This window comes from Paracoccus binzhouensis, from assembly GCF_016446475.1.
In the GTDB taxonomy this organism is placed as follows: Bacteria; Pseudomonadota; Alphaproteobacteria; order Rhodobacterales; family Rhodobacteraceae; genus Paracoccus; species Paracoccus binzhouensis.
In genome coordinates, this window is record NZ_JAEHFP010000035.1 from 1 (window position 1) to 18,161 (window position 18,161).

The 18,161-nt window shown below is 59.3% G+C and carries 12 protein-coding genes; 5 read left to right on the top strand and 7 right to left on the bottom strand.

Going from position 1 to position 18,161, the window contains the following annotated elements:
- The 3 genes from pglX to brxL form a co-directional block, all read left to right on the top strand.
- A partial coding sequence (gene pglX / locus I9P22_RS10255) for a BREX-1 system adenine-specific DNA-methyltransferase PglX (protein WP_199259386.1) occupies positions 1–2,055 on the top strand: 2,055 nt, incomplete at its 5' end.
- The gene (gene pglZ, locus I9P22_RS10260; RefSeq protein ID WP_199259387.1) at positions 2,048–4,549 is read left to right on the top strand and encodes a BREX-1 system phosphatase PglZ type A; all 2,502 of its coding nucleotides are present in this window, start codon (positions 2,048–2,050) and stop codon (positions 4,547–4,549) included. The genes pglX and pglZ, both read left to right, overlap by 8 nt.
- Before the next feature lie 11 nt (positions 4,550–4,560).
- Positions 4,561–6,669, top strand: a complete 2,109-nt coding sequence (brxL, locus tag I9P22_RS10265; RefSeq protein WP_199259388.1) for a BREX system Lon protease-like protein BrxL — start codon at positions 4,561–4,563, stop codon at positions 6,667–6,669.
- Between the two features lie 273 nt (positions 6,670–6,942).
- On the opposite strand, the gene tnpC is transcribed toward brxL, so the two are convergent.
- The 7 genes from tnpC to I9P22_RS10300 form a co-directional block, all read right to left on the bottom strand.
- Positions 6,943–8,565: an IS66 family transposase gene (gene tnpC, locus I9P22_RS10270; RefSeq protein WP_199259389.1), complete on the bottom strand. Its 1,623-nt coding sequence runs from the start codon at positions 8,563–8,565 to the stop codon at positions 6,943–6,945.
- 121 nt (positions 8,566–8,686) lie between these two features.
- Positions 8,687–10,774, bottom strand: a complete 2,088-nt coding sequence (locus tag I9P22_RS10275) for a recombinase family protein (RefSeq protein WP_199259390.1) — start codon at positions 10,772–10,774, stop codon at positions 8,687–8,689.
- Between the two features lie 354 nt (positions 10,775–11,128).
- Positions 11,129–11,452 (bottom strand): IS66 family insertion sequence element accessory protein TnpB, encoded by a 324-nt coding sequence (gene tnpB, locus I9P22_RS10280; protein ID WP_199259391.1) that lies wholly within the window; start codon positions 11,450–11,452, stop codon positions 11,129–11,131.
- A complete protein-coding gene (gene tnpA, locus I9P22_RS10285) occupies positions 11,449–11,841 on the bottom strand; it encodes an IS66-like element accessory protein TnpA (RefSeq protein ID WP_199259392.1) in 393 nt (130 codons plus the stop codon). Before tnpA ends, tnpB begins: the two co-directional genes overlap by 4 nt.
- 33 nt (positions 11,842–11,874) lie before the next feature.
- A complete protein-coding gene (locus I9P22_RS10290) occupies positions 11,875–12,216 on the bottom strand; it encodes a hypothetical protein (RefSeq protein ID WP_199259393.1) in 342 nt (113 codons plus the stop codon).
- 1 nt (position 12,217) lies between these two features.
- On the bottom strand, positions 12,218–12,472 hold the full coding sequence (locus I9P22_RS10295; RefSeq protein WP_081536358.1) for a WGR domain-containing protein: 255 nt from the start codon (positions 12,470–12,472) through the stop codon (positions 12,218–12,220).
- Positions 12,462–13,280, bottom strand: a complete 819-nt coding sequence (locus I9P22_RS10300; protein WP_199259394.1) for a WYL domain-containing protein — start codon at positions 13,278–13,280, stop codon at positions 12,462–12,464. The genes I9P22_RS10295 and I9P22_RS10300 overlap by 11 nt, the downstream gene beginning before the upstream one ends.
- 71 nt (positions 13,281–13,351) lie before the next feature.
- Here I9P22_RS10300 and I9P22_RS10305 point away from each other — a divergent pair, with 71 nt between their 5' ends.
- Both I9P22_RS10305 and I9P22_RS10310 read left to right on the top strand, forming a co-directional pair.
- Entirely contained in the window at positions 13,352–14,488 is a 1,137-nt protein-coding gene (locus I9P22_RS10305) for an exonuclease SbcCD subunit D (RefSeq protein ID WP_081536360.1), read from the top strand.
- Positions 14,485–17,565, top strand: coding sequence for an AAA family ATPase (locus I9P22_RS10310; RefSeq protein ID WP_199259395.1), 3,081 nt, complete (start codon positions 14,485–14,487; stop codon positions 17,563–17,565). The genes I9P22_RS10305 and I9P22_RS10310 overlap by 4 nt, the downstream gene beginning before the upstream one ends.
- Positions 17,566–18,161 lie beyond the last annotated feature (596 nt).

Here is an 18,161-nt window from a genome sequence, read left to right on the forward strand (position 1 = left end):
AGACACCGCTCGGGGCGAAAAACGCTTGCCCAGCGAGCAAAATCAGGCGATCTTGAAGTCAAGCGGCGGGCCACTTGGGGAATGTCGGTTGAAAAACTGCGCGGCAAACTCCTGTCCAAGTCGACCTTTCTTTCCATGGCTCATCTGGGAGAGCGGGCCTTCGACTCGATCGGAGGAGCAGTTGTATCCACAACCGCTTTTGTGGTTTGCAACGCAAGATACCTTCAATTTTCCGGAGACTTCCTACGCTTAACGAAGGGAAAATCTGAAGCGGAAAAGGCAAACCTCTTGGTACAAGCAGTGCAATCGCCAAAGGCTGCGTGGCATTTCCGAACATCCGCGCAGGATCTTGGCAAAATCCCCGGATCGCCGATCGCCTACTGGCTGAGCCCGGAAACTCTTAATGTTTTCGAAACATTCGACCAATTGAAAGAACATGCGCATCCTCGCCAAGGCATGGCGACAACAAATAATGACCTTTTCTTGCGGCAATGGCATGAAGTTAAGCGCGTAAGCTCAGGTTTCGGCTTGTCGCCGGAAGAGGCGGCCACCACGAGATTAAAATGGTTCCCTGTCAACAAGGGGGGAGAGTTTCGCAAATGGTATGGCAACAACTTTTTTGTAGTGAACTACGAAAACCAAGGCCAGACGATTTGCGATTACATCGACAATACGCCAGGCGTTCGCGTCAAATCAAACGGGAGGGTAATTAACCGTGACCGGTATTTTCGTGAGGGGCTAACATGGTCCACCATCTCCACCGGAGACTTTGCCCTTCGTTATTCTCCACAGGGTTCAATATTTGAAACAAAGGGGGCCATGATCTTCTTTGACGACGCTCTGCAAACTAAATCAGTTCTAGGCATTTTGAATACCAAGATCACCAGCCACCTCCTTCAAGCCACCAGCCCCACCTTGGACTTTCACGAAGGTCCAATCGGAAGACTCCCAATTCTTATTTCCGGCCAAACCATCAACGATGCCGCTACGTCAAGGGCAGGCCAAGCCGTCAGCATCGCCAAATCTGACTGGGACGCCTACGAAACCTCCTGGGATTTCACCACGCTCCCGTTGCTCTCGCCCGAACATCGCGGCGAGACGCTGGAGGATAGCTACGCCGCCCTCCGCACTCATTGGCAGTCCATGACGGAGGAGATGCAGCGGCTGGAGGAAGAGAACAACCGCATCTTCATCGACGCTTATGGCCTTCAAGACGAGTTGACCCCCGAGGTGCCGCTCAACGAGATCACCCTCACCTGCAACCCCGCCTATCGCTATGGCGTGAAGAACGACGTCGAGGCCAATGAAGCCCGGCTGCGCGCCGACACCATGGCCGAGTTCCTCAGCTATGCCGTGGGCTGCATGTTCGGCCGCTACAGCCTCGACGAACCTGGCCTGATTCTCGCCAACCAGGGCGAGCGGCTTGAGGATTACCTCGCCCGCATCCCGGAACCGAGTTTCATGCCCGACGCCGACAACGTGATCCCCGTGCTCGACGAAAACTGGTTCGCCGATGACATCACCGAACGCTTCCGCCTGTTCCTGCGCGTGACCTTCGGCGAGGCGCATTTCCGCGAGAACCTGCGCTATATCGAGGACGCCCTTGGCAAGGACATCCGCAAGTATTTCACCAAGGATTTCTACGCCGACCACGTGAAGCGCTACAAGAAGCGCCCGATTTACTGGATGTTCTCCAGCCCCAAGGGCACATTCAACGCGCTGATATACATGCACCGGTATCGGGGCGATACGGTGTCGGTGCTGCTCAACGACTACCTGCGCGAGTTCATCAGTAAGCTGGAAGGGGAGCGCGGCCGGCTTGAGAAGCTGTCGGACGACCCGAGCGCCAACCAAGGCCAGCGCACCAAGGCGCTGAAAGACATGGCCGTCATCGCCAAGCAGATCGACGAGCTGAACGAATGGGAGCGAGATGTCGTCTTCCCGCTGGCGCAGGCCAAGATCGAGATCGATCTCGATGACGGTGTGAAGGCCAACTATCCGAAGTTCGGCGCGGCGCTGAAGAAGATCCCCGGATTAGAGGCCAAGGATGACTGACCGGATCACCGCCAGCCTAAGACGCCTCTTCGACGAGCATCGCATCGTCTTCTGGTATGACGCAGCGCGCGACATGCGAGCAGAGTTCGATGCGCTCGATCTGGCTGGGGTGACCAAGGTGGAGATCGCCAACAACCAGTTCGGCCTCAAATACCGGATGCTACGCCAGGAGCCGAAGGCAAAGTTTCTGGTGTTCCATGACGGGCCAGAGCCTTTGAGCGCGGCGAACTGGCTGCTGGACCTGCAGTTGGCGACCGCGGTGTTCAAGGCGGACCAGGCGGCGAGCTGGCTGGGCGAGCTGGGCCTGCCGCCGCAGTTTGAAAACGTCGTGCGCGACCATATGGAGTTCTACCGGTCCAAGGCGAGGGTGTCGGAATTGAAACGGCTTTTGCATGCCGCCGATACCCAATCGCAGGTTCGGCTGCGCATGCTTGCCGTCTGTGCTGGCGCCGAAGGTGGGCTTGATACTGTGGTCGAGGCGCTGTTGGGCGAGCTTGCTGAGGGTCGCGATGATGCAATGCGGCTTATCGAGCGTTCGGGCCTGATGGAGGTGTTCTGGAAGCAGGTCGGAAATGCCTATGGTTATCAGCCCGACGAGCCCGATTTCGAGGACTTTGCGATCGCGCTCTTCCAGTCGGCGTATCTGCGAGCGCTCGGCGAAGATGGCAAGCTGAACGCCGAGGCACTGCTGGTCTTCCGTCGCTGGAAGAACAACCGCCACTGGGAAGCAGCCTTCGAGACGCTGGCCGCACGCTATCAGGGCCTGCTGAAGATCCCGGAAGATCTGTCCAAGCGCGATTTCCGGTCGGTAATGGCGGTCGACCATTTCGAGGAAATCGATCGCCACGTCATTCGACAGCTTGTTCATGCGATGTCGACCCAGACCGTGAGCGCATCCGAGGTGCTGAAATGGGTCCGCGAGCGCCGGCAGAGCCATTGGTATGGCAGCTACGAGGATATCTATCAGGCGATTGGCTTTGCGACCGAATTCCAACAGGCGCTGGCCGAGGCCAATCTGGGGATGACGAGCCCTGCCGAGGGGGTGAAGCGGTATGTCAGCAGCTGGTACAAGCTCGACCAGCTCTATCGCAAATTCATCTACCACATGCAGCGCAGCGGCCATGCCTCACTACTCTCGGAACTCTACGATGCGGTCGAGAACAGATACACCAACAGCTACCTCTTGAAGCTGAACGATGCCTGGCAGGATCAGGTCGCAGGGCTAACCGATTGGGCCATTCCCGGATACGCACGCCAAAGCGCCTTCTATTTCGAGCAGGCCGCAGAGTTCCGTCGCAAGGACCAGAAGGTCGCGGTCATCGTTTCGGATGCTTTGCGCTTTGAGGTAGCCGAGGAATGCCTGCGCCGCATACGAGCGCTGAACCGATTTGATGCCGAGCTGAAACCCATGATCAGCGCGCTTCCGAGCTATACACAGCTCGGTATGGCAGCGCTTCTGCCAAACCGGGACCTGTGCTTTGCGACCGATGGGCAGGGTTCAGTCCTGTCAGGTGGGGAGAGTACCCAAGGCCTCGCCGCGCGCGAAAAGCTTCTGGCAACCGGACGCGCAGGGGATCGTACCAAGGCCCTCTTGGCGCGCGATGTACTGGATATGCGTGTCGATGAGGGCAAAGAGCTCTTCCGCGACAACGACGTGGTCTACATCTATCACAACCTGATCGACGCGATCGGGGACAAGCTGCAGACCGAGGATCAGCTGCCCAAGGCTGCCGAAGACGCGATCGAAGAGCTGACCAAACTCGTTCGAAAGCTGACCTCGGCAAACTTTTCGAACATCCTAATCACGGCAGATCATGGCTTCCTCTACCAGCACCGAGCGCTTGATGAGAGCGACTTCGCAGTCGCCGATCCCAAAGGCGACGAAATTCTGATGCGGAACCGTCGGTTCGTCGTCGGTCGTGGCCTTCATGAGACCGCAGGCATGAAGAAGTTCTCTTCGGTCAACCTGGGCCTCACTGGCGACCTCGATGTCCTGATCCCGAACTCTATCAACCGTCTTCGGGTCAAAGGCGCGGGAAGTCGGTTTGTCCATGGTGGCGCTTCGCTGCAGGAAATCGTCATCCCTGTCATCCGTGTTGGCAAACAACGCGAGGCGGATGTGAACCAGGTCGAGGTGCAGATCATTGTGTCCGGCCGGAGCCAGATCACCTCCGGGCAGACCGCGGTGATCTTCTACCAAGCGCAAACCGTCTCCGAGAAAATGCAGGCCCGCGAGTTGGTCGCGGGAATCTACGCCGCCGACGGCACGCTGATTTCAGACGAGCATGTTCTGCAGTTCGACTTCACCTCGGACAATGCCCGAGAACGTGAAATGCCGCGAAAATTCCTGCTGTCGCGTCAGGCGGATAACTTCAACAATCAGGACGTATTCCTGAAACTGCGCGAGCGGGTTGGCAAAACCAGCCATTACCAGGACTACACAAGCCACCGCTTCCAGTTGAAACGTGGCATCACAACAGATTTTGACTTTTGAGGAGCGGCCCCATGAGTGATCTCGACGCCAGGATCAATGAACACTTCGCGGGTTTCGTCGTGCGCAAGGACTTGGTCAAGGCGGTCAAGGGAAACGCCATTGTTCCAACCTATGTGCTCGAGTACCTCCTCGGCCAGTATTGCGCCACCGATGACGAAGCATCGATCGCCACGGGCATCGAAACCGTCAAAGAAATCCTGCGCAAGCATTACGTCCACCGTAGCGAAGCCGGGCTCATTCAGTCGACGATCAAGGAAAAGGGGCGCTACAAGGTCATCGACCAGATCAGCGTGTCGCTGAATGAGAAGACCGACAGCTACGAAGCCACCTTCGACAACCTCGCCATCAAGAAGGTCGCGGTCGACAGCGGCACGATCAAGGCGCACCCCAAGCTTCTTGTGACGGGCGTCTGGTGCATCGCGGATGTGCAATACGAGTTTTCCGAGGATGCCCGCATCTCGCCCTGGATCCTCGAAACCATCAAGCCCATTCAGATCGCCAAGGTCGACTATGAGAGTTACCGCGCAGCGCGTGAGAATTTCGGCACTGACGATTGGATCGACCTGCTGATGCAGAGTATCGGCTTCAACCCGGAAGCCTTTGGGCGTCGTGCCAAGCTGTTGCAGCTCATGCGCCTGATTCCCTTCGTGGAGCGTAACTACAACATCATCGAGCTTGGGCCCAAAGGCACGGGCAAGTCGCACATCTACTCCGAGTTCTCCCCGCATGGCCAGCTGATCTCTGGCGGTGAGGTATCGATCCCGAAACTCTTCGTGAACAACTCGAACGGCCGCATTGGCCTTGTAGGCTACTGGGACGTCGTGGCCTTCGATGAGTTTGCCGGTCGTGAAAAGACGGCGAACAAAGCTCTCGTCGACATCATGAAAAACTATATGGCCAACAAGACCTTCTCCCGGGGGGTGAACCCGATGGGGGCCGAGGCCAGTTTCGCGTTTGTGGGCAACACCGACCACAACGTGCCGTTTATGCTTAAGAACAGCGACCTCTTTGAGGCCCTGCCGCCGCAGTTCCACGACTCGGCCTTCATCGACCGCCTGCATGCCTATCTGCCTGGTTGGGAAATCGACGTTATCCGCGGCGAGATGTTCACCAAGGGGTACGGCTTCATCGTCGACTATCTGGCCGAAATCTTGCGTCACCTACGCCAGGAGGATTTCTCGCACCGGCCGGACCAGCACTTCAAAATCAGCGAGAAGATTTCCACGCGGGACCGGGATGCGATCTACAAGACGATGTCGGGCCTTCTAAAGCTGATCTTCCCGAATGGCGGGGAGACGGCGGAAGATGTCGAAGAGCTGCTGCGCTTAGCCATGGAAAGCCGTAAGCGGGTCAAAGACCAGTTGGCGCGCATCGACAGTACCTATCCCGAGGTCGATTTCCACTATCTCGGAACCGACGGCACCAAGCGGCGTGTGACGACGGTCGAGGAAGAAGAATACCCGCAGTTCTACCATCTCAAGCCAGCGCTGGACCCCAAAGAACAGGAACAGACTGACACGCCGGCTGATGGTGGCGATGTCGCTTCGGACGTTGGTGCAACGGGATCAGCTTCCGGCACCTCGGCGGAGCCCGCTTTTGCGGCCAAGACAGACGCAAAACCTGCTCTGGAAGAAGGGCATCACGTCTTCACTGAGGATCGCAAGGGGATCAGTTACGATCGCCTCTTTGGCCCGTACATTGCGGGCGCATCCAAGATTATCGTGACGGACCCCTATGTGCGGTTCTTCTACCAGATCCGAAACATGATGGAGTTCGTCGAAATGGTCATTCGGCGCAAGTCGCCCGAAGACCAGATCAGCGTTCATCTTGTAACCGGTCCTGATGACGGTAACGTCGCGAAACAACGTGAATTGCTGGATTCAATCACAGACGCCTGCGTCGGTTCAGGCGTTGAGTTCACCTGGGCGTTCGATGGTACAGGCACCGCGCATGCCCGCGATATCGTCACCGACACCGGCTGGAAAATCGTGCTGGATCGTGGTCTCGATATTTTCCAAGCACCCATCAGAAAGGATGGGTTTTCACTTGGGGACCGTTTGCAAGAGCACCGAATTATCAAGGGCTTCTACGTGACCTATGTGCGAAATGGTGAGGGATAAGGCGTATGTTTCGCATTGTTAAAGATGAAAACTCGATCAAGCCACGCAGGAAACCCTTGGCAAACCGACAGTCCCACTTAGTGGCTTTTTAGCCAGATCATGCCATCAAAGGCACCAAGCTTCGCCTTATCTTGGGTATCGTAGAGGCGGCGGGCCTGAGTTGAGATCCCAGTGCCTAACCGGGTGATCGTTCCGCTCCATCTGCTGCCCTTCGGGAAGACCACAATGTGGAAGCCGTCCGTTTTCAGGGTAAGCATCCGGCGTAGGCCGCGTTTATGCAGCGAGTTGGCGCTCCGATGGCTGCCAGTTCCACGGCAGGAGATCCGGGACTTTTGAGGCCGTTGTGTTGGGGAGCCTGCCGAGGACGTCGGCAAGCCATGCCTGCGGATCGACATCGTTCATCTTGGCGGTGACGATCAGGGAATATATGAAGGCCGCGCGGTCGCCGCCGCGCTCTGATCCTGCGAAGAGCCATGATTTTCGCCCGAGCGCGACACCGCGCAGGGCCCGTTCTGCGGCGTTGTTGGTCAAGCAGATGCGCCCGTCCTCGAGGAACCGGGTGAAGGCAGCCCAACGGCCCTTACCAAGCATGTAGCCGATCGCCTTGGCGACGGGGTTATGCCGCGACAGAACGCCCAGCTCGGTGCGCATCCAGTCGTGCAGGTCTTCGACGAGCGGGGCCGTCAATCGTTGCCGGGCGTCGAGCCGTGTGCCGGCATCCACGCCATTGATCCCGCGCTCGATGCCGAAGATGGCATCGATCCGACCCACGGCTTCGAGTGCGACGGGCGATATGTCATGCGCGACCTTCCCCTTGCGGGCGCGCCCCTGAATGTCGGCAAGTTCGAAGAACTTCCGTCGGGCATGGCTCCAGCACAGGGCGCTGGTGACGGGGCCTGGCTCACGGCCGCCCCGGTAAAGGTCGTTGTAACCGCCGTAAGCGTCGGCTTGCAGGATGCCCTGCCACCCTGCGAGATGCCGGTTTGGGTGGGCCATCCCCCTGTCGCGCGAGAAGTGGAACAGCGCAGCCGGTGGCGCGCCGCCGCCGAAGGGTCGGTCGTCTCGAACATAGGTCCAGAGCCGGGCCGTCTGCGTGCCGCCCTTTGCCAAGAGCGGCACGGTGGTGTCGTCCCCATGGAGACGGTCGGCCGCCAGAACATGGTTCCGGATCAGGGCATGGATCGGTGCCAGTGCCGCGGTGCAGGCTCCGACCTGGTCGGCCAGCGTCGAGAGGCTGAGGTCGACGCCTTCCCTGGCGTAGCGCTCGGCCTGACGGTTCAGAGGCTGGTGCTGTCCAAACTTCTCGAACAGGATCATAGCCAGCAGGTTCGGCCCGGCCCAGCCACGGGGCGTGGGGTGGAACGGGGCCGGCGGCTGGCTGATCTTCTCGCAGGCTCGGCACGTGAACTTCTCCCGCACCGTCTGGATGACCTTCCACTGACGGGGGATGACCTCGAGCGTCTCGGTGATGTCCTCGCCCATCTTCACGATGCGATCCGAGCCACAGCAGGAACAGGCCGTCGGTGCGTCGATCACCACGCGCTCGCGCGGCAGGTGGTCCGGGAACGGCTTGCGCACCGGGCGGCGGCGCTCGAACCCGGCGACCGCCGTGGTCTTCGCCTTCCCGGCGGCAATCTCGTCCTCTGTGGCCGCGGCCTCGAGTTCCTCGAGCTGCATCTCCATCTGGTCAATCAGGCGATCGCGGCGTTCGGCGCTGTGGCCGTAGTGGTCCCGCCGGAGCCTGGCAATCTCCAGTTTGAGGTGCTTGATCATCGCCTCGGAAGTCGAGACTACCGCCCGGGCCTGCGCCAGCTCGCTCTCGGCGGCCTCGGCACGGGCTTCCGACGCCGCCAGGGCGGCGCGCAGTCGAGCAATCTCGGAGGCGGTATCGGACATGCCCGAAGCATATCCTGAACGGATGGAACACCCAACAAAATATGGGCTTCGCGCACTTTTATCCCGCCTTCGTCGGGCGCTGCGTCCAGCGCGGATTACGCCAGTCGATCCCTTCCAGCGATCACCCATGTTGATACCCCCCATTGTCAGGCTGACAGATTCTCAAATCCAGTTCGCCGATCACGTGATTTCGCAGGTTCTGCACTCCGTCCAACACTGCTGAAGTGTCGGGAAACAGATAGGCACCGGTTGGCTGAGGTTCGATGAGCATACGCTTCTTCCTGATCTGGACGTAGAGCCAGTTGACCGGAATCCCCAACTTGGCAGCAAGTTCTGTTGTGCTCAGGAAGCCGGGATCGTGCTCCCACCGCCTGCACGAAGGAGGCGCCTTGATGCCTTCGGCCAGCCGGATACGTTGCACGGTGACGGGAAGAACCTTGTCGGCACAGTTGGCCGATCGGTGACCCTCTTCGGTGAGAAGGCGAGCAATTTCACTGTCGGGTCGGCCTTCTTTCGCCAAGTCGAGCAGGCGCGCCCGCATTTCGCCACCCCGAGCGAGTTTTGCGATCGCCGTGACCCGCATTTTGATATCGAGGTCGGTAACCGCCCCACCGCGCCATACGATGCGGACCAGCGCGCTCTCGGGCGTCCGGTCGAGCACCACCTTCTCCACTAGGCAGCGCAGGAGCGCCTTGCGATGCGCGTCTGTGACATCGGGATCCGTCCAGATTTGTGGTAGACGCCCCGCCAGCGCCACAACCTTGCCGGTAAGAGCTTTCCCCAGGGCAACATGCGCGGGCGGTTGCTGTGCGGACTGCTCGGCCAGCGCCGCCTCCGCCGCCCGAGCCTCCATCAGCGCGCTTTCCCAGCGACGTTCAAGTTCGGCGGCCACGAGACGGTTGTCAGGGTCGACGCGATTATACTGTCGCTGTGCCAAAGCGGCTGCATAGCGTGTGCGTTCAACCTCGCGTTCGGCGTTTGCACGCAAGGCTCCGTCGATCTTGCTCTGGGCCCGGCGGGCGCGCGACAGGGCATCGAGTTCCGCGGGAGCCAATGCGGTCAGGAATGCGTCGGCAACAGCGGCGTCCACTGCCTGAGCCCGGATATGCTGGCAAGTGGGCAATCCGGAATGGGTGCGTAAATGGTTGCAGACATACTCTCCGCCGCCCTTGTATCGGACATACATCTTGTGGCCGCACCGTCCGCACCACACGATGCCGTGCAAAAGAAGGTCGCCGTCGCGGGGAATGCCTCGTGTCTTGGTGCGCATATACTCGGCCCGATTGTCATTTACGATGCTGCGGATTTTCTCATAAGTCGGCCAGTCTATATAGGCCGGATACCGGTCCTTCACGACGATGCGCCATTCTTCAAGAGATCTCGCCACTTTCGCTTTTGCCGGAGACCGGCTGTCCGGCGTGGCTTCCCGCATGCGGGTTCGGCCATAGACGAAGGCCCCTGCGTAAGCGGGATTTTTCAGGATCGTGGCAACCGCGGAGACCGTCGCGCGCGCCCAGTGCAACTCGCCATGCCGGTCCCGGCGTGGCAGATCGAGACCGCGATTGTTCAGCATGCGCATCACTTTGGCGATGCTGCGCAGCTTCAGAAAGAGTTCGAACACAAGACCAAGCCGGTCCTGAACACCCATATCGGGATCCTTCAGCACGACACCACCGGCATCCCGCACGAGACCGACCGGCAAGGTGAGGGCGAGCTCCCCGCGCTGAGCCTTGGCGATCAAGCCCGTCGTCAGGCGGCTGCGGATCGTATGCAGCTCGAGTTCGGATATGGTGCCCTTAAGGCCAAGCAGAAGGCGCCCGTTGGCGCTGCCCGGGTCATAGACGCCGTCGCGATCGGCGATCAGACATCCCCGCAGCCCGCAGATGTCCAAAAGAGGATACCAATCCGAGCAGTTACGCGCGAGCCGCGTCACGTCGACGGACAGGATCATCCCCACTTCGCTGAGCCCGACCCGACCGACAAGTTCCTGGAACCCGCTGCGATGTGCGGCCGAGGCGCCGCTCAGACCGAGATCGGCGTCGATCACGTCAATGTCGGCTTCATGCCATCCAAGATCGCGGGCGCGTTGGCTGAGCGCGTATTGCAGCCGCAGGCTCTCTTGGTTGCTCACGACCTGATGCGGCGTCGATTGCCGAATGTAGACGACCGCCTTGCGCTTCAGATGCGCCAGTTGGATCAACTCGGACATCACGAAAGACCTCCGCCAGAACCACGGCTATGTCGTCGACGATCTGGCGCCTCAGCGTCACCGGCAGCATCGTCCAAAGATCTTCGGGTGCCGTGCTCATGATCCAAACTTACCACATTTAGTAGCTCCAGCAAAGCCTCCACGCTCAGTTTGGTAGGAGAAGTCAGCAAAGCACACGGCTCGGTCACCGCCACCGGCACATTCAGTGTCACGCCATCGCAATACGCGACCTCGTAGAAGGGCGAAGAACTGCCCCTGCGAAACAACGAGCGGCCAAGAACCTGGAACCTGCGCCCAAAGAGCGGATGGCCTGGATCAAGGACCTGAACCTCCTCCGGAAAAGATTCGTCAGTATCACCAAAGGGGGTATCCCCAAACACCTTCGTGAAGATACCCCAGTTGCGCCGCGGAGATCTGCACGGCCTCGCCGCTGCTGCTGGTCGGCCAGATGAACTTCCCGGCCTCGAGACGCTTGGTGTAGAGCGACATGCCGACGCCGTCATGCCAGAGCAGCTTGACCAGGTCGCCCTTGCGGCCACGAAAGCAGAAGACCTCTCCGGCATGCGGATCGCGCCCCATCCCCTGCTGGACCGTCAGCGCCAGCGTGTTCATGCCGCGCCGCATGTCGGTCACCCCGCCAGCGATCCACACGCGCACCCCCGCCGGGAAGGCGATCATTTGCCCTCGAGGATCGGCAGCAGCCTGGCCAATGCGTCCGGGTCCACCGACGAAGGCACGAGCAGGCGGCATCCGTTCCTCAGAACGATCTCGATCTGGACGACCGGGGCGGGTTGATGCAGCGGCGTGTCCATCTCGTTGGGCATCTCGACCGGCACGAACGCCGAGCCACTCTGGGTCGTGAGCTCGCCGTTCCGATACTGTCGTCGCCAAATGGTCAGAAGCGAACGGCAGATGCCGTGCCGCCGCGCGGTTGCCGAGACCTGACGATGTCCCTGATGACTTTCCTCGACCACCCGGATCTTGTCCGCGTCGCTCCAGTGCCGCCGCCGCGGCGCGTCCTCGGCGGACAGGATCTCGATTTGAGGTGTGAACGTAAGGTCGACCATAACGTCGGACTTATCATCGCCTCCAGCGCCCCGTCAGACGGTCCTCGCCGGAGGGTTACTTTTCAGGTAGTGATTTCCACTTTGCGAGACTTTCCATTTTCGTGTCAGCCAGCGCGCGCGCCGTTGGGTCAGGTTCTTGCTGTCGGATTCCCGTTTGGAAGCGGCCGCGTAATCTTCCTCCATCTTGCCAGCACAAACACAGCCGCACTCCAGAATGTGCGGATAGTCCGGGTGCTGCATCTGGTGAACATACCGGATGTCCTGGTTTTCGCACATTTCACATTGGGTGGGGGGTTCACCAAGATCCTCAAATCCGATGCATGCCCAGCCCTTCTTGGGAACACCTTGTTGCGACCATTTCCCAAACGATGACATTTCAGACCCCCTGGCCTTCTGTCACTGGCAGTTTGATCAGATAACCGCGCGCCAGCTTCTGTTTGACCAGATCGGAAAGCGCAGATTCAGCCTCGGTTTTTGTCGCGTACCAATCGTGGCGATGTCGCCCCCAAGTCCCAAAGCGACCCCATTGCCGATGGACGCCGTGTTGGCCGAAGAGGTCTTTGGTCAGCTCCATGGAATAGAACCGGTTCATATTAAGGGAGGGATCAATACGGCGCATATCAATTTGCATCGATCTCTTCCTCGGTCATTGGGACATAGTCGATAGAGACCCGTTCAAGGCGAGGTTCCTTTTGCTCAAGACCCCACCGGCGTTCCGTGTAGAACTCAAGTGCTTTCCGGGTTCTGGCCTCAAGCACATCTGAGGTGAACCCAAATTCAATGCGGACCACGCGCTGCTGCGCCTCAGTCAATCTTGAATGCGGTTTGAGTTTCAGGATGGCCCAAGTGAACCAATCGTCATCTCGGGGCACTGCCTCGGCTGGCTTGGTTCTTGCGAAAGACTGATCAGGGTCTATGCGAGCAGGATGGAAGTCACGGAAACCCTCACGTTCAAAACACCAGGCTCGTACGTGAAGCCTAACGCCATCAGAAGCGAACCGAACAGGTGCAATCCAGCGAGTCATCGGTTCTGGATCTCGCATCGATTGATAAACGATCCTCGTTGCCTCTTTCGCCCTGAAGGCACGGTAGAGCGGCCGTAAGACACGCAGGTCCTGAGTGCGTTGCAAATCTGGCAATCTATCGAATGCGGAAAATGGTGCGCCAACCAAGAGTTGCTCCAACTCCATCGAGGACGCCTTGCCACTGAGCCGTTCAAAGCTGTCATGGGCAAGGTATTGGCGCGACGACGCATCATAATGCAGTGCGTCTTTTGGCGCTTCAGCGAGGTAAGCCCGAAAATCGAGAGCGGCCTGTGCATTCGAAATACCAAAACGCTTGATCAAGGAAGCGCGAGTCGCTGCCCCGTCCCAGAAAAACAATCTGTCGAGGTACTCCAGGCGCGCACGTTGGGCGTGTTTGACGTCTTCGAAGGGCATGGGGGAAGGATATCTTGACTCTCTACAATTGTCCATATAATTTTTACATGTGTAATAAATGACGGTGCGACATGAGACTACTTCATACGGCAGATCTGCACCTGGGGCGGCAGTTCATGGGGTTGAGCCTCGAGGAGGATCATGAGGTTATCCTGGGTCAGATCCTTGAAGCGCTTGTGGTCGAACGAGCCGATGTTCTTGTCATCGCGGGGGACGTTTTTGACCGTGCCTCTCCGCCCAATTCATCGATCCGGCAGTTCAATCGCTTCCTCAAGCGTGTAGCAGAGGAGACCGAAGCCGCTGTGGTGATGATCTCTGGAAACCACGATTCTGGCGACAGGATCGAGGCTATGTCTGTCTTTTCCACCGCGTCTCGTGTGCTGGTGCGGGGGATTGCCGATGCGGTGGAAGCGCCGCTGGTGCTGCGTGACGCGCAGGGCGAGGTCGCCTTTTCCGCACTGCCCTTTTCCTATGAATACGCCGCACGCGAGGTGTTCAGGGATGAAAGCATTAATGCGCCGGCGGAGGTAGTTGCCGCCCAGATCGCTGCGGCAAGGAGGCAGGTGCCTGATGGAGCGCGTTGGGTCGTCGTGGCCCATGCTTTCGTCGCGGGGGGTGCGGTCGGCGAGACCGAGCGCGCCCTGACGCGAGTCGGAGGCATAGAAACTGTTCCCTCCGATGTCTTCGATGGGGCGGACTATGTTGCACTGGGGCATTTGCACAAGCCGCAGGAAGTGAGCGCTAGCCATATTCGGTACTCCGGCGCACCGCTTGCTTTCGGTTTCGACGAGGCGGGAAACGAAAAATCCATGACCGTCGTCGATCTGAAAGCTGAAGGGGTCGAGATCCGCATCGTACCGTTCCGACCGATTCGGCAGGTTCGCTCGCTTACCGGGGCATTCTCGGATCTCCTGGAAGGAACGCCGTCTGACGATTTCATCCAGGCTATCCTGACGGATGAAAACCCTCTGATCGATCCGATGAAACGGTTACGCGCGACCTATCCCAATGCTTGCCATCTGGCCTATGCCCGGCAGGAGCGCGCTGCGGAGACCAAGGCGCTCGGCAGCGGGAGGGCCGCGGTCACGCCGATCGAGATGATTGGCGACTTCGTGAAGGTTGTGCGCGGCCGGGAACCAAACGCCACCGAAGTCGCGATCGTCGCGGAAAAGCTCCACGCGGTAACCTCCGGGGAGGAGCAGACATGAGACCAATTCGCCTATCGCTTCAAGCCTTCGGGCCATTTGCGACAACCGAGGTAGTCGATTTCCGGTCCGCGCTGGAGACGGGTCTGTTTGGAATTTATGGTCAGACCGGCGCGGGAAAGTCGACGCTGTTTTCGGCGATGTCCTTCGCGCTATTCGGGGCGCCGACCAAGACTGATCAGGAACCACGTTCACTACGCTCGGATCACGCCGCGGCGGATCTACCTACCGAAGTCGAATTTGTCTTTGAGCTGGGCGCCAAGACCTATCTGATCCGTCGTCGTCCGGCGCAGGAACGTCCGAAGGCACGCGGTGAAGGGACCACTGAGGACGCGGCGGAAGCCTCGTTATTCGACGTCACCGGGATTCCGGTGGACACTCTTGGTCCGAGTCAATCTGGCAGTGTCATTGCGGAAAAGAAGGTCTCGCTAGTAGGGCAGCAGGTCGAGGCGCTGCTTGGGTACGGGGCAGATCAGTTTCGACAGATCGTGCTCTTGCCGCAAGGTAAGTTCGAGACGTTCCTAGCCGCAAAAACGGATGCGCGGGTCGAGATATTGCGGGATCTCTTCGACGTGAAGATCTATCGCGATCTCGCCGCACGGCTGAAGGAAGAAGCCTCAGAGGCAGAACGATCGTTGCGCGACCAGCGCGCTCTCTACGTGGCTCGACTTGAGGAACGTGGTTTTGAGAGCGCCGAAGCGCTGGAACTCGGAATTGCCACAGCCGAAGCCAAAGTCGAAGAAAAGCAAGGCATTCAGCGCGGCGCGGAGATGGCCAACGAAGCCGCGCGCAAAGCTCTGACCGAAGGCGAGCAAGTCGAAAAGGCATTTTCTGCTGTCGACACGGCACAGCAGGCATTCGATGATCTAGAAAAGAAAACGGGCGAGGTCGAAGAACTGGCCAAGCGGATTGAGGCTGTCCGGAATGCCATGCAGGCCCGTGATCTTGAGACGGCTTTGCGCGATGCGGAGCAGGAAAGCCGGAATGCGGTGGAGGCTGTCACAAAAGTAGAGGCGGAACTAGACATCGCCAATGGCGCGAAGGAAGTGGCGGGAAAAAAACTCGTTGAGGCACAGTCGGGCGAGGACCGGCGGCAGCAAGTTCAGGCTGACCTAACAAGGTTGGAGGCGATCGAGAACCAGGTCGGTCAGGCATCGGCTCTTAGAAGCGCGTTTGACGACGCTGCGAAGGATGAAGCTTCAGCGAAGAAGGCTCTGACCGAGGCCATAGATGCCCGAGACAAGCTCAAGTCTCAGCGCGATGCGACAGATCTGGCACTTGATCAAGCGCGAAAGACCGAAACGGTGCGAGGCCAGCTGACCGGTGAGTTGGCCGAGGTCAACCGAGAAAGAGTCAAGGCAGCGGCGCATGTTAAGGCGCAAGAGGCTGTCGCGGATGCTCAACGAAATGTTGAAGCGGCATCGAGCGAACTGGCGACAAGAACCGACGCGGCGCAAGCCGCTGATGCGGCCTTGGTAGATGCCGAGGCACGGCTTTCGCGCACGCAAGCGATCATTCTGGCTGAAAAGTTGACCGAAGGAGCGCCTTGCCCTGTCTGTGGTTCCCATGATCATCCTGCGCCTGCCCATGGTACGCCCGAACAATCTGGTTTGACCGAAGCGTTTCGGAGTGCGCAAGTTCAGGCGAGAATTGCCGCCGAAGCCAGAGTTCGGGCCGAAAGCGAACTTGACAATTTTCGAATGCGGCTCGACGAAAAGAAGCGGGCGCTGGAGGAACAGGAACGTCCTGAGCGCACGTTGGCGGAGCTCGAAGTTGAAATCGCACGGCTTGAAGGCGACGTCGCCGCGCTTGGAGAAGCGGTCGATTTAGACGCGATGGCGGAGCAGATGGCCCAACTCAAGCTGAAACTGACTGAGGCTGAAGCTGCCGAGGCTACGGCGCGCACCGCTGCGGGAAAGGCCGAGACCGCTCTTGCCGGCGCGCGCGCCAAGCTGGACACAGTGCTCGAGGCCCTGCCGGAAGGTCTGCGCACGCCCGAGGCGGTTGTCGCTCGACGGGAGGCTTTACAGAGAGAGCAAAGGCAACTGTCCGAGGCGCTGGAAGTGGCGACGCAACAGGACCGAGCCGCCGGTGAAATGCTCACCCGTGCGCAAGAGCAGCTTGAAGCAGCAAAGCGGGCGCGCGACGCGCAGCAACAGCGCGTGAAAAAGGCGCAAGATGATTTTGGTGCTCGGCTTGCCGAGGTCGGGCTGGACAAAGCGGGATATGATGCTTGCAAGGCGCATTTCCCGACATTCGATGCCGACCAGAAGACGGTATCCGATCATCGTGAGGGCCTGATTGCGGCTCGCACGACATTGCAGAACGCCATCGCCGCTTGTGCAGATCGTGAACGCCCGGATCTTGCCCCGCTTCAGCTGGCGTTGGCAGACGCCACCCAGACCGTGACCGCGGCCAATGCTGCACTCGCCACAGCGAAAACGGATGTATTGTCACTGACCAAATTCAAGGAATCGCTTGCGGCGGCGCTGGCCGAAACCGAGCGGCTTGAAACCGAGACCGGTCCGCTCCGGGGGCTGGCCGATCTGGCTAACGGCAAGAACGATTTCAAGATGACACTCGAGACCTTCGCGATCGGTGCAATGTTCGACCAGGTTCTCGAGGCGGCGAATATGAGGCTCGACCCTATGACACGTGGGCGCTACCGGCTGACGCGCGGGCTCGAGGCATCTGGCGGTCGCGGCAAGCGTGGGCTCGAAATCGAGGTCTTCGACATCAACACCGGTAAGGCGCGCCCGACAGCCACGCTGTCAGGCGGCGAGACCTTTATCGCGGCACTGGCCCTTGCGCTTGGGCTAGCTGATGTGGTCGAGAGCCTTTCGGGCAAGATCCGGATGGACACAATTTTTATCGATGAAGGCTTCGGGAGTCTCGACACCGAGAATGGCGCGGGCACGTTGGATCAGGTGATCCAAGTTCTTGCTGCGCTGACAGAGGGCAGCCGGGCCGTCGGCCTGATCTCGCACGTCGGGCTGGTGCAGGAGGCTATTCCACAAGGCTTTTACGTGCGCTCGACCCCAAGCGGCAGCCGGGTCGAGGAAAGAACGGGTATGGGATGACGGACCGCTGGTATTACCGGAAGGCACACACCCGCCGTCTGTCGTCAGGGCGCACGGTATCCGTCCGCGGCGGTTGGGCAGTTCGGGGCGATCGTGAAAGCAAGAGGGGCGCATCGTTCAGGCGGACTTGTCCGATATGTGGGGCGCTGATCGTAAGCGTGGGCATGCCCAGAGGAGGGTGGGTCCATTTTGAGAGCGGCAAAGGCCTGACACGAATTAAGCACCCTTGTCTGCATCTTGGCGAGGGTCTGAGCAGGCGGCGCGACGAGGAAACACCGGATCTTTTCGAAAGGCTGCCATAGCTCGTTGCCGGATCACACAGAGCGATTTTGACCAAGACACCTAGGTCGATATGCAAACCACCCTTTGGCGACATCGATGAACGTAAGCATTGGCGGTGGGCGCTCCTCCCTCAATGAACCGCGAATGTCCCTGTCGCTGGATCTGATCACAACGGTCTAGCCTTAGCGCGAAGCCGTTGCAGTTTTCGTCGCCAAGGCAGTATGATGACCAGAAATACGTGGCCAGTGCCGAACTTAGATCGGTCGCGAGGTGAACATGCGCTTCTCGAGACTGTTAGATCGACTTCCTGCAAG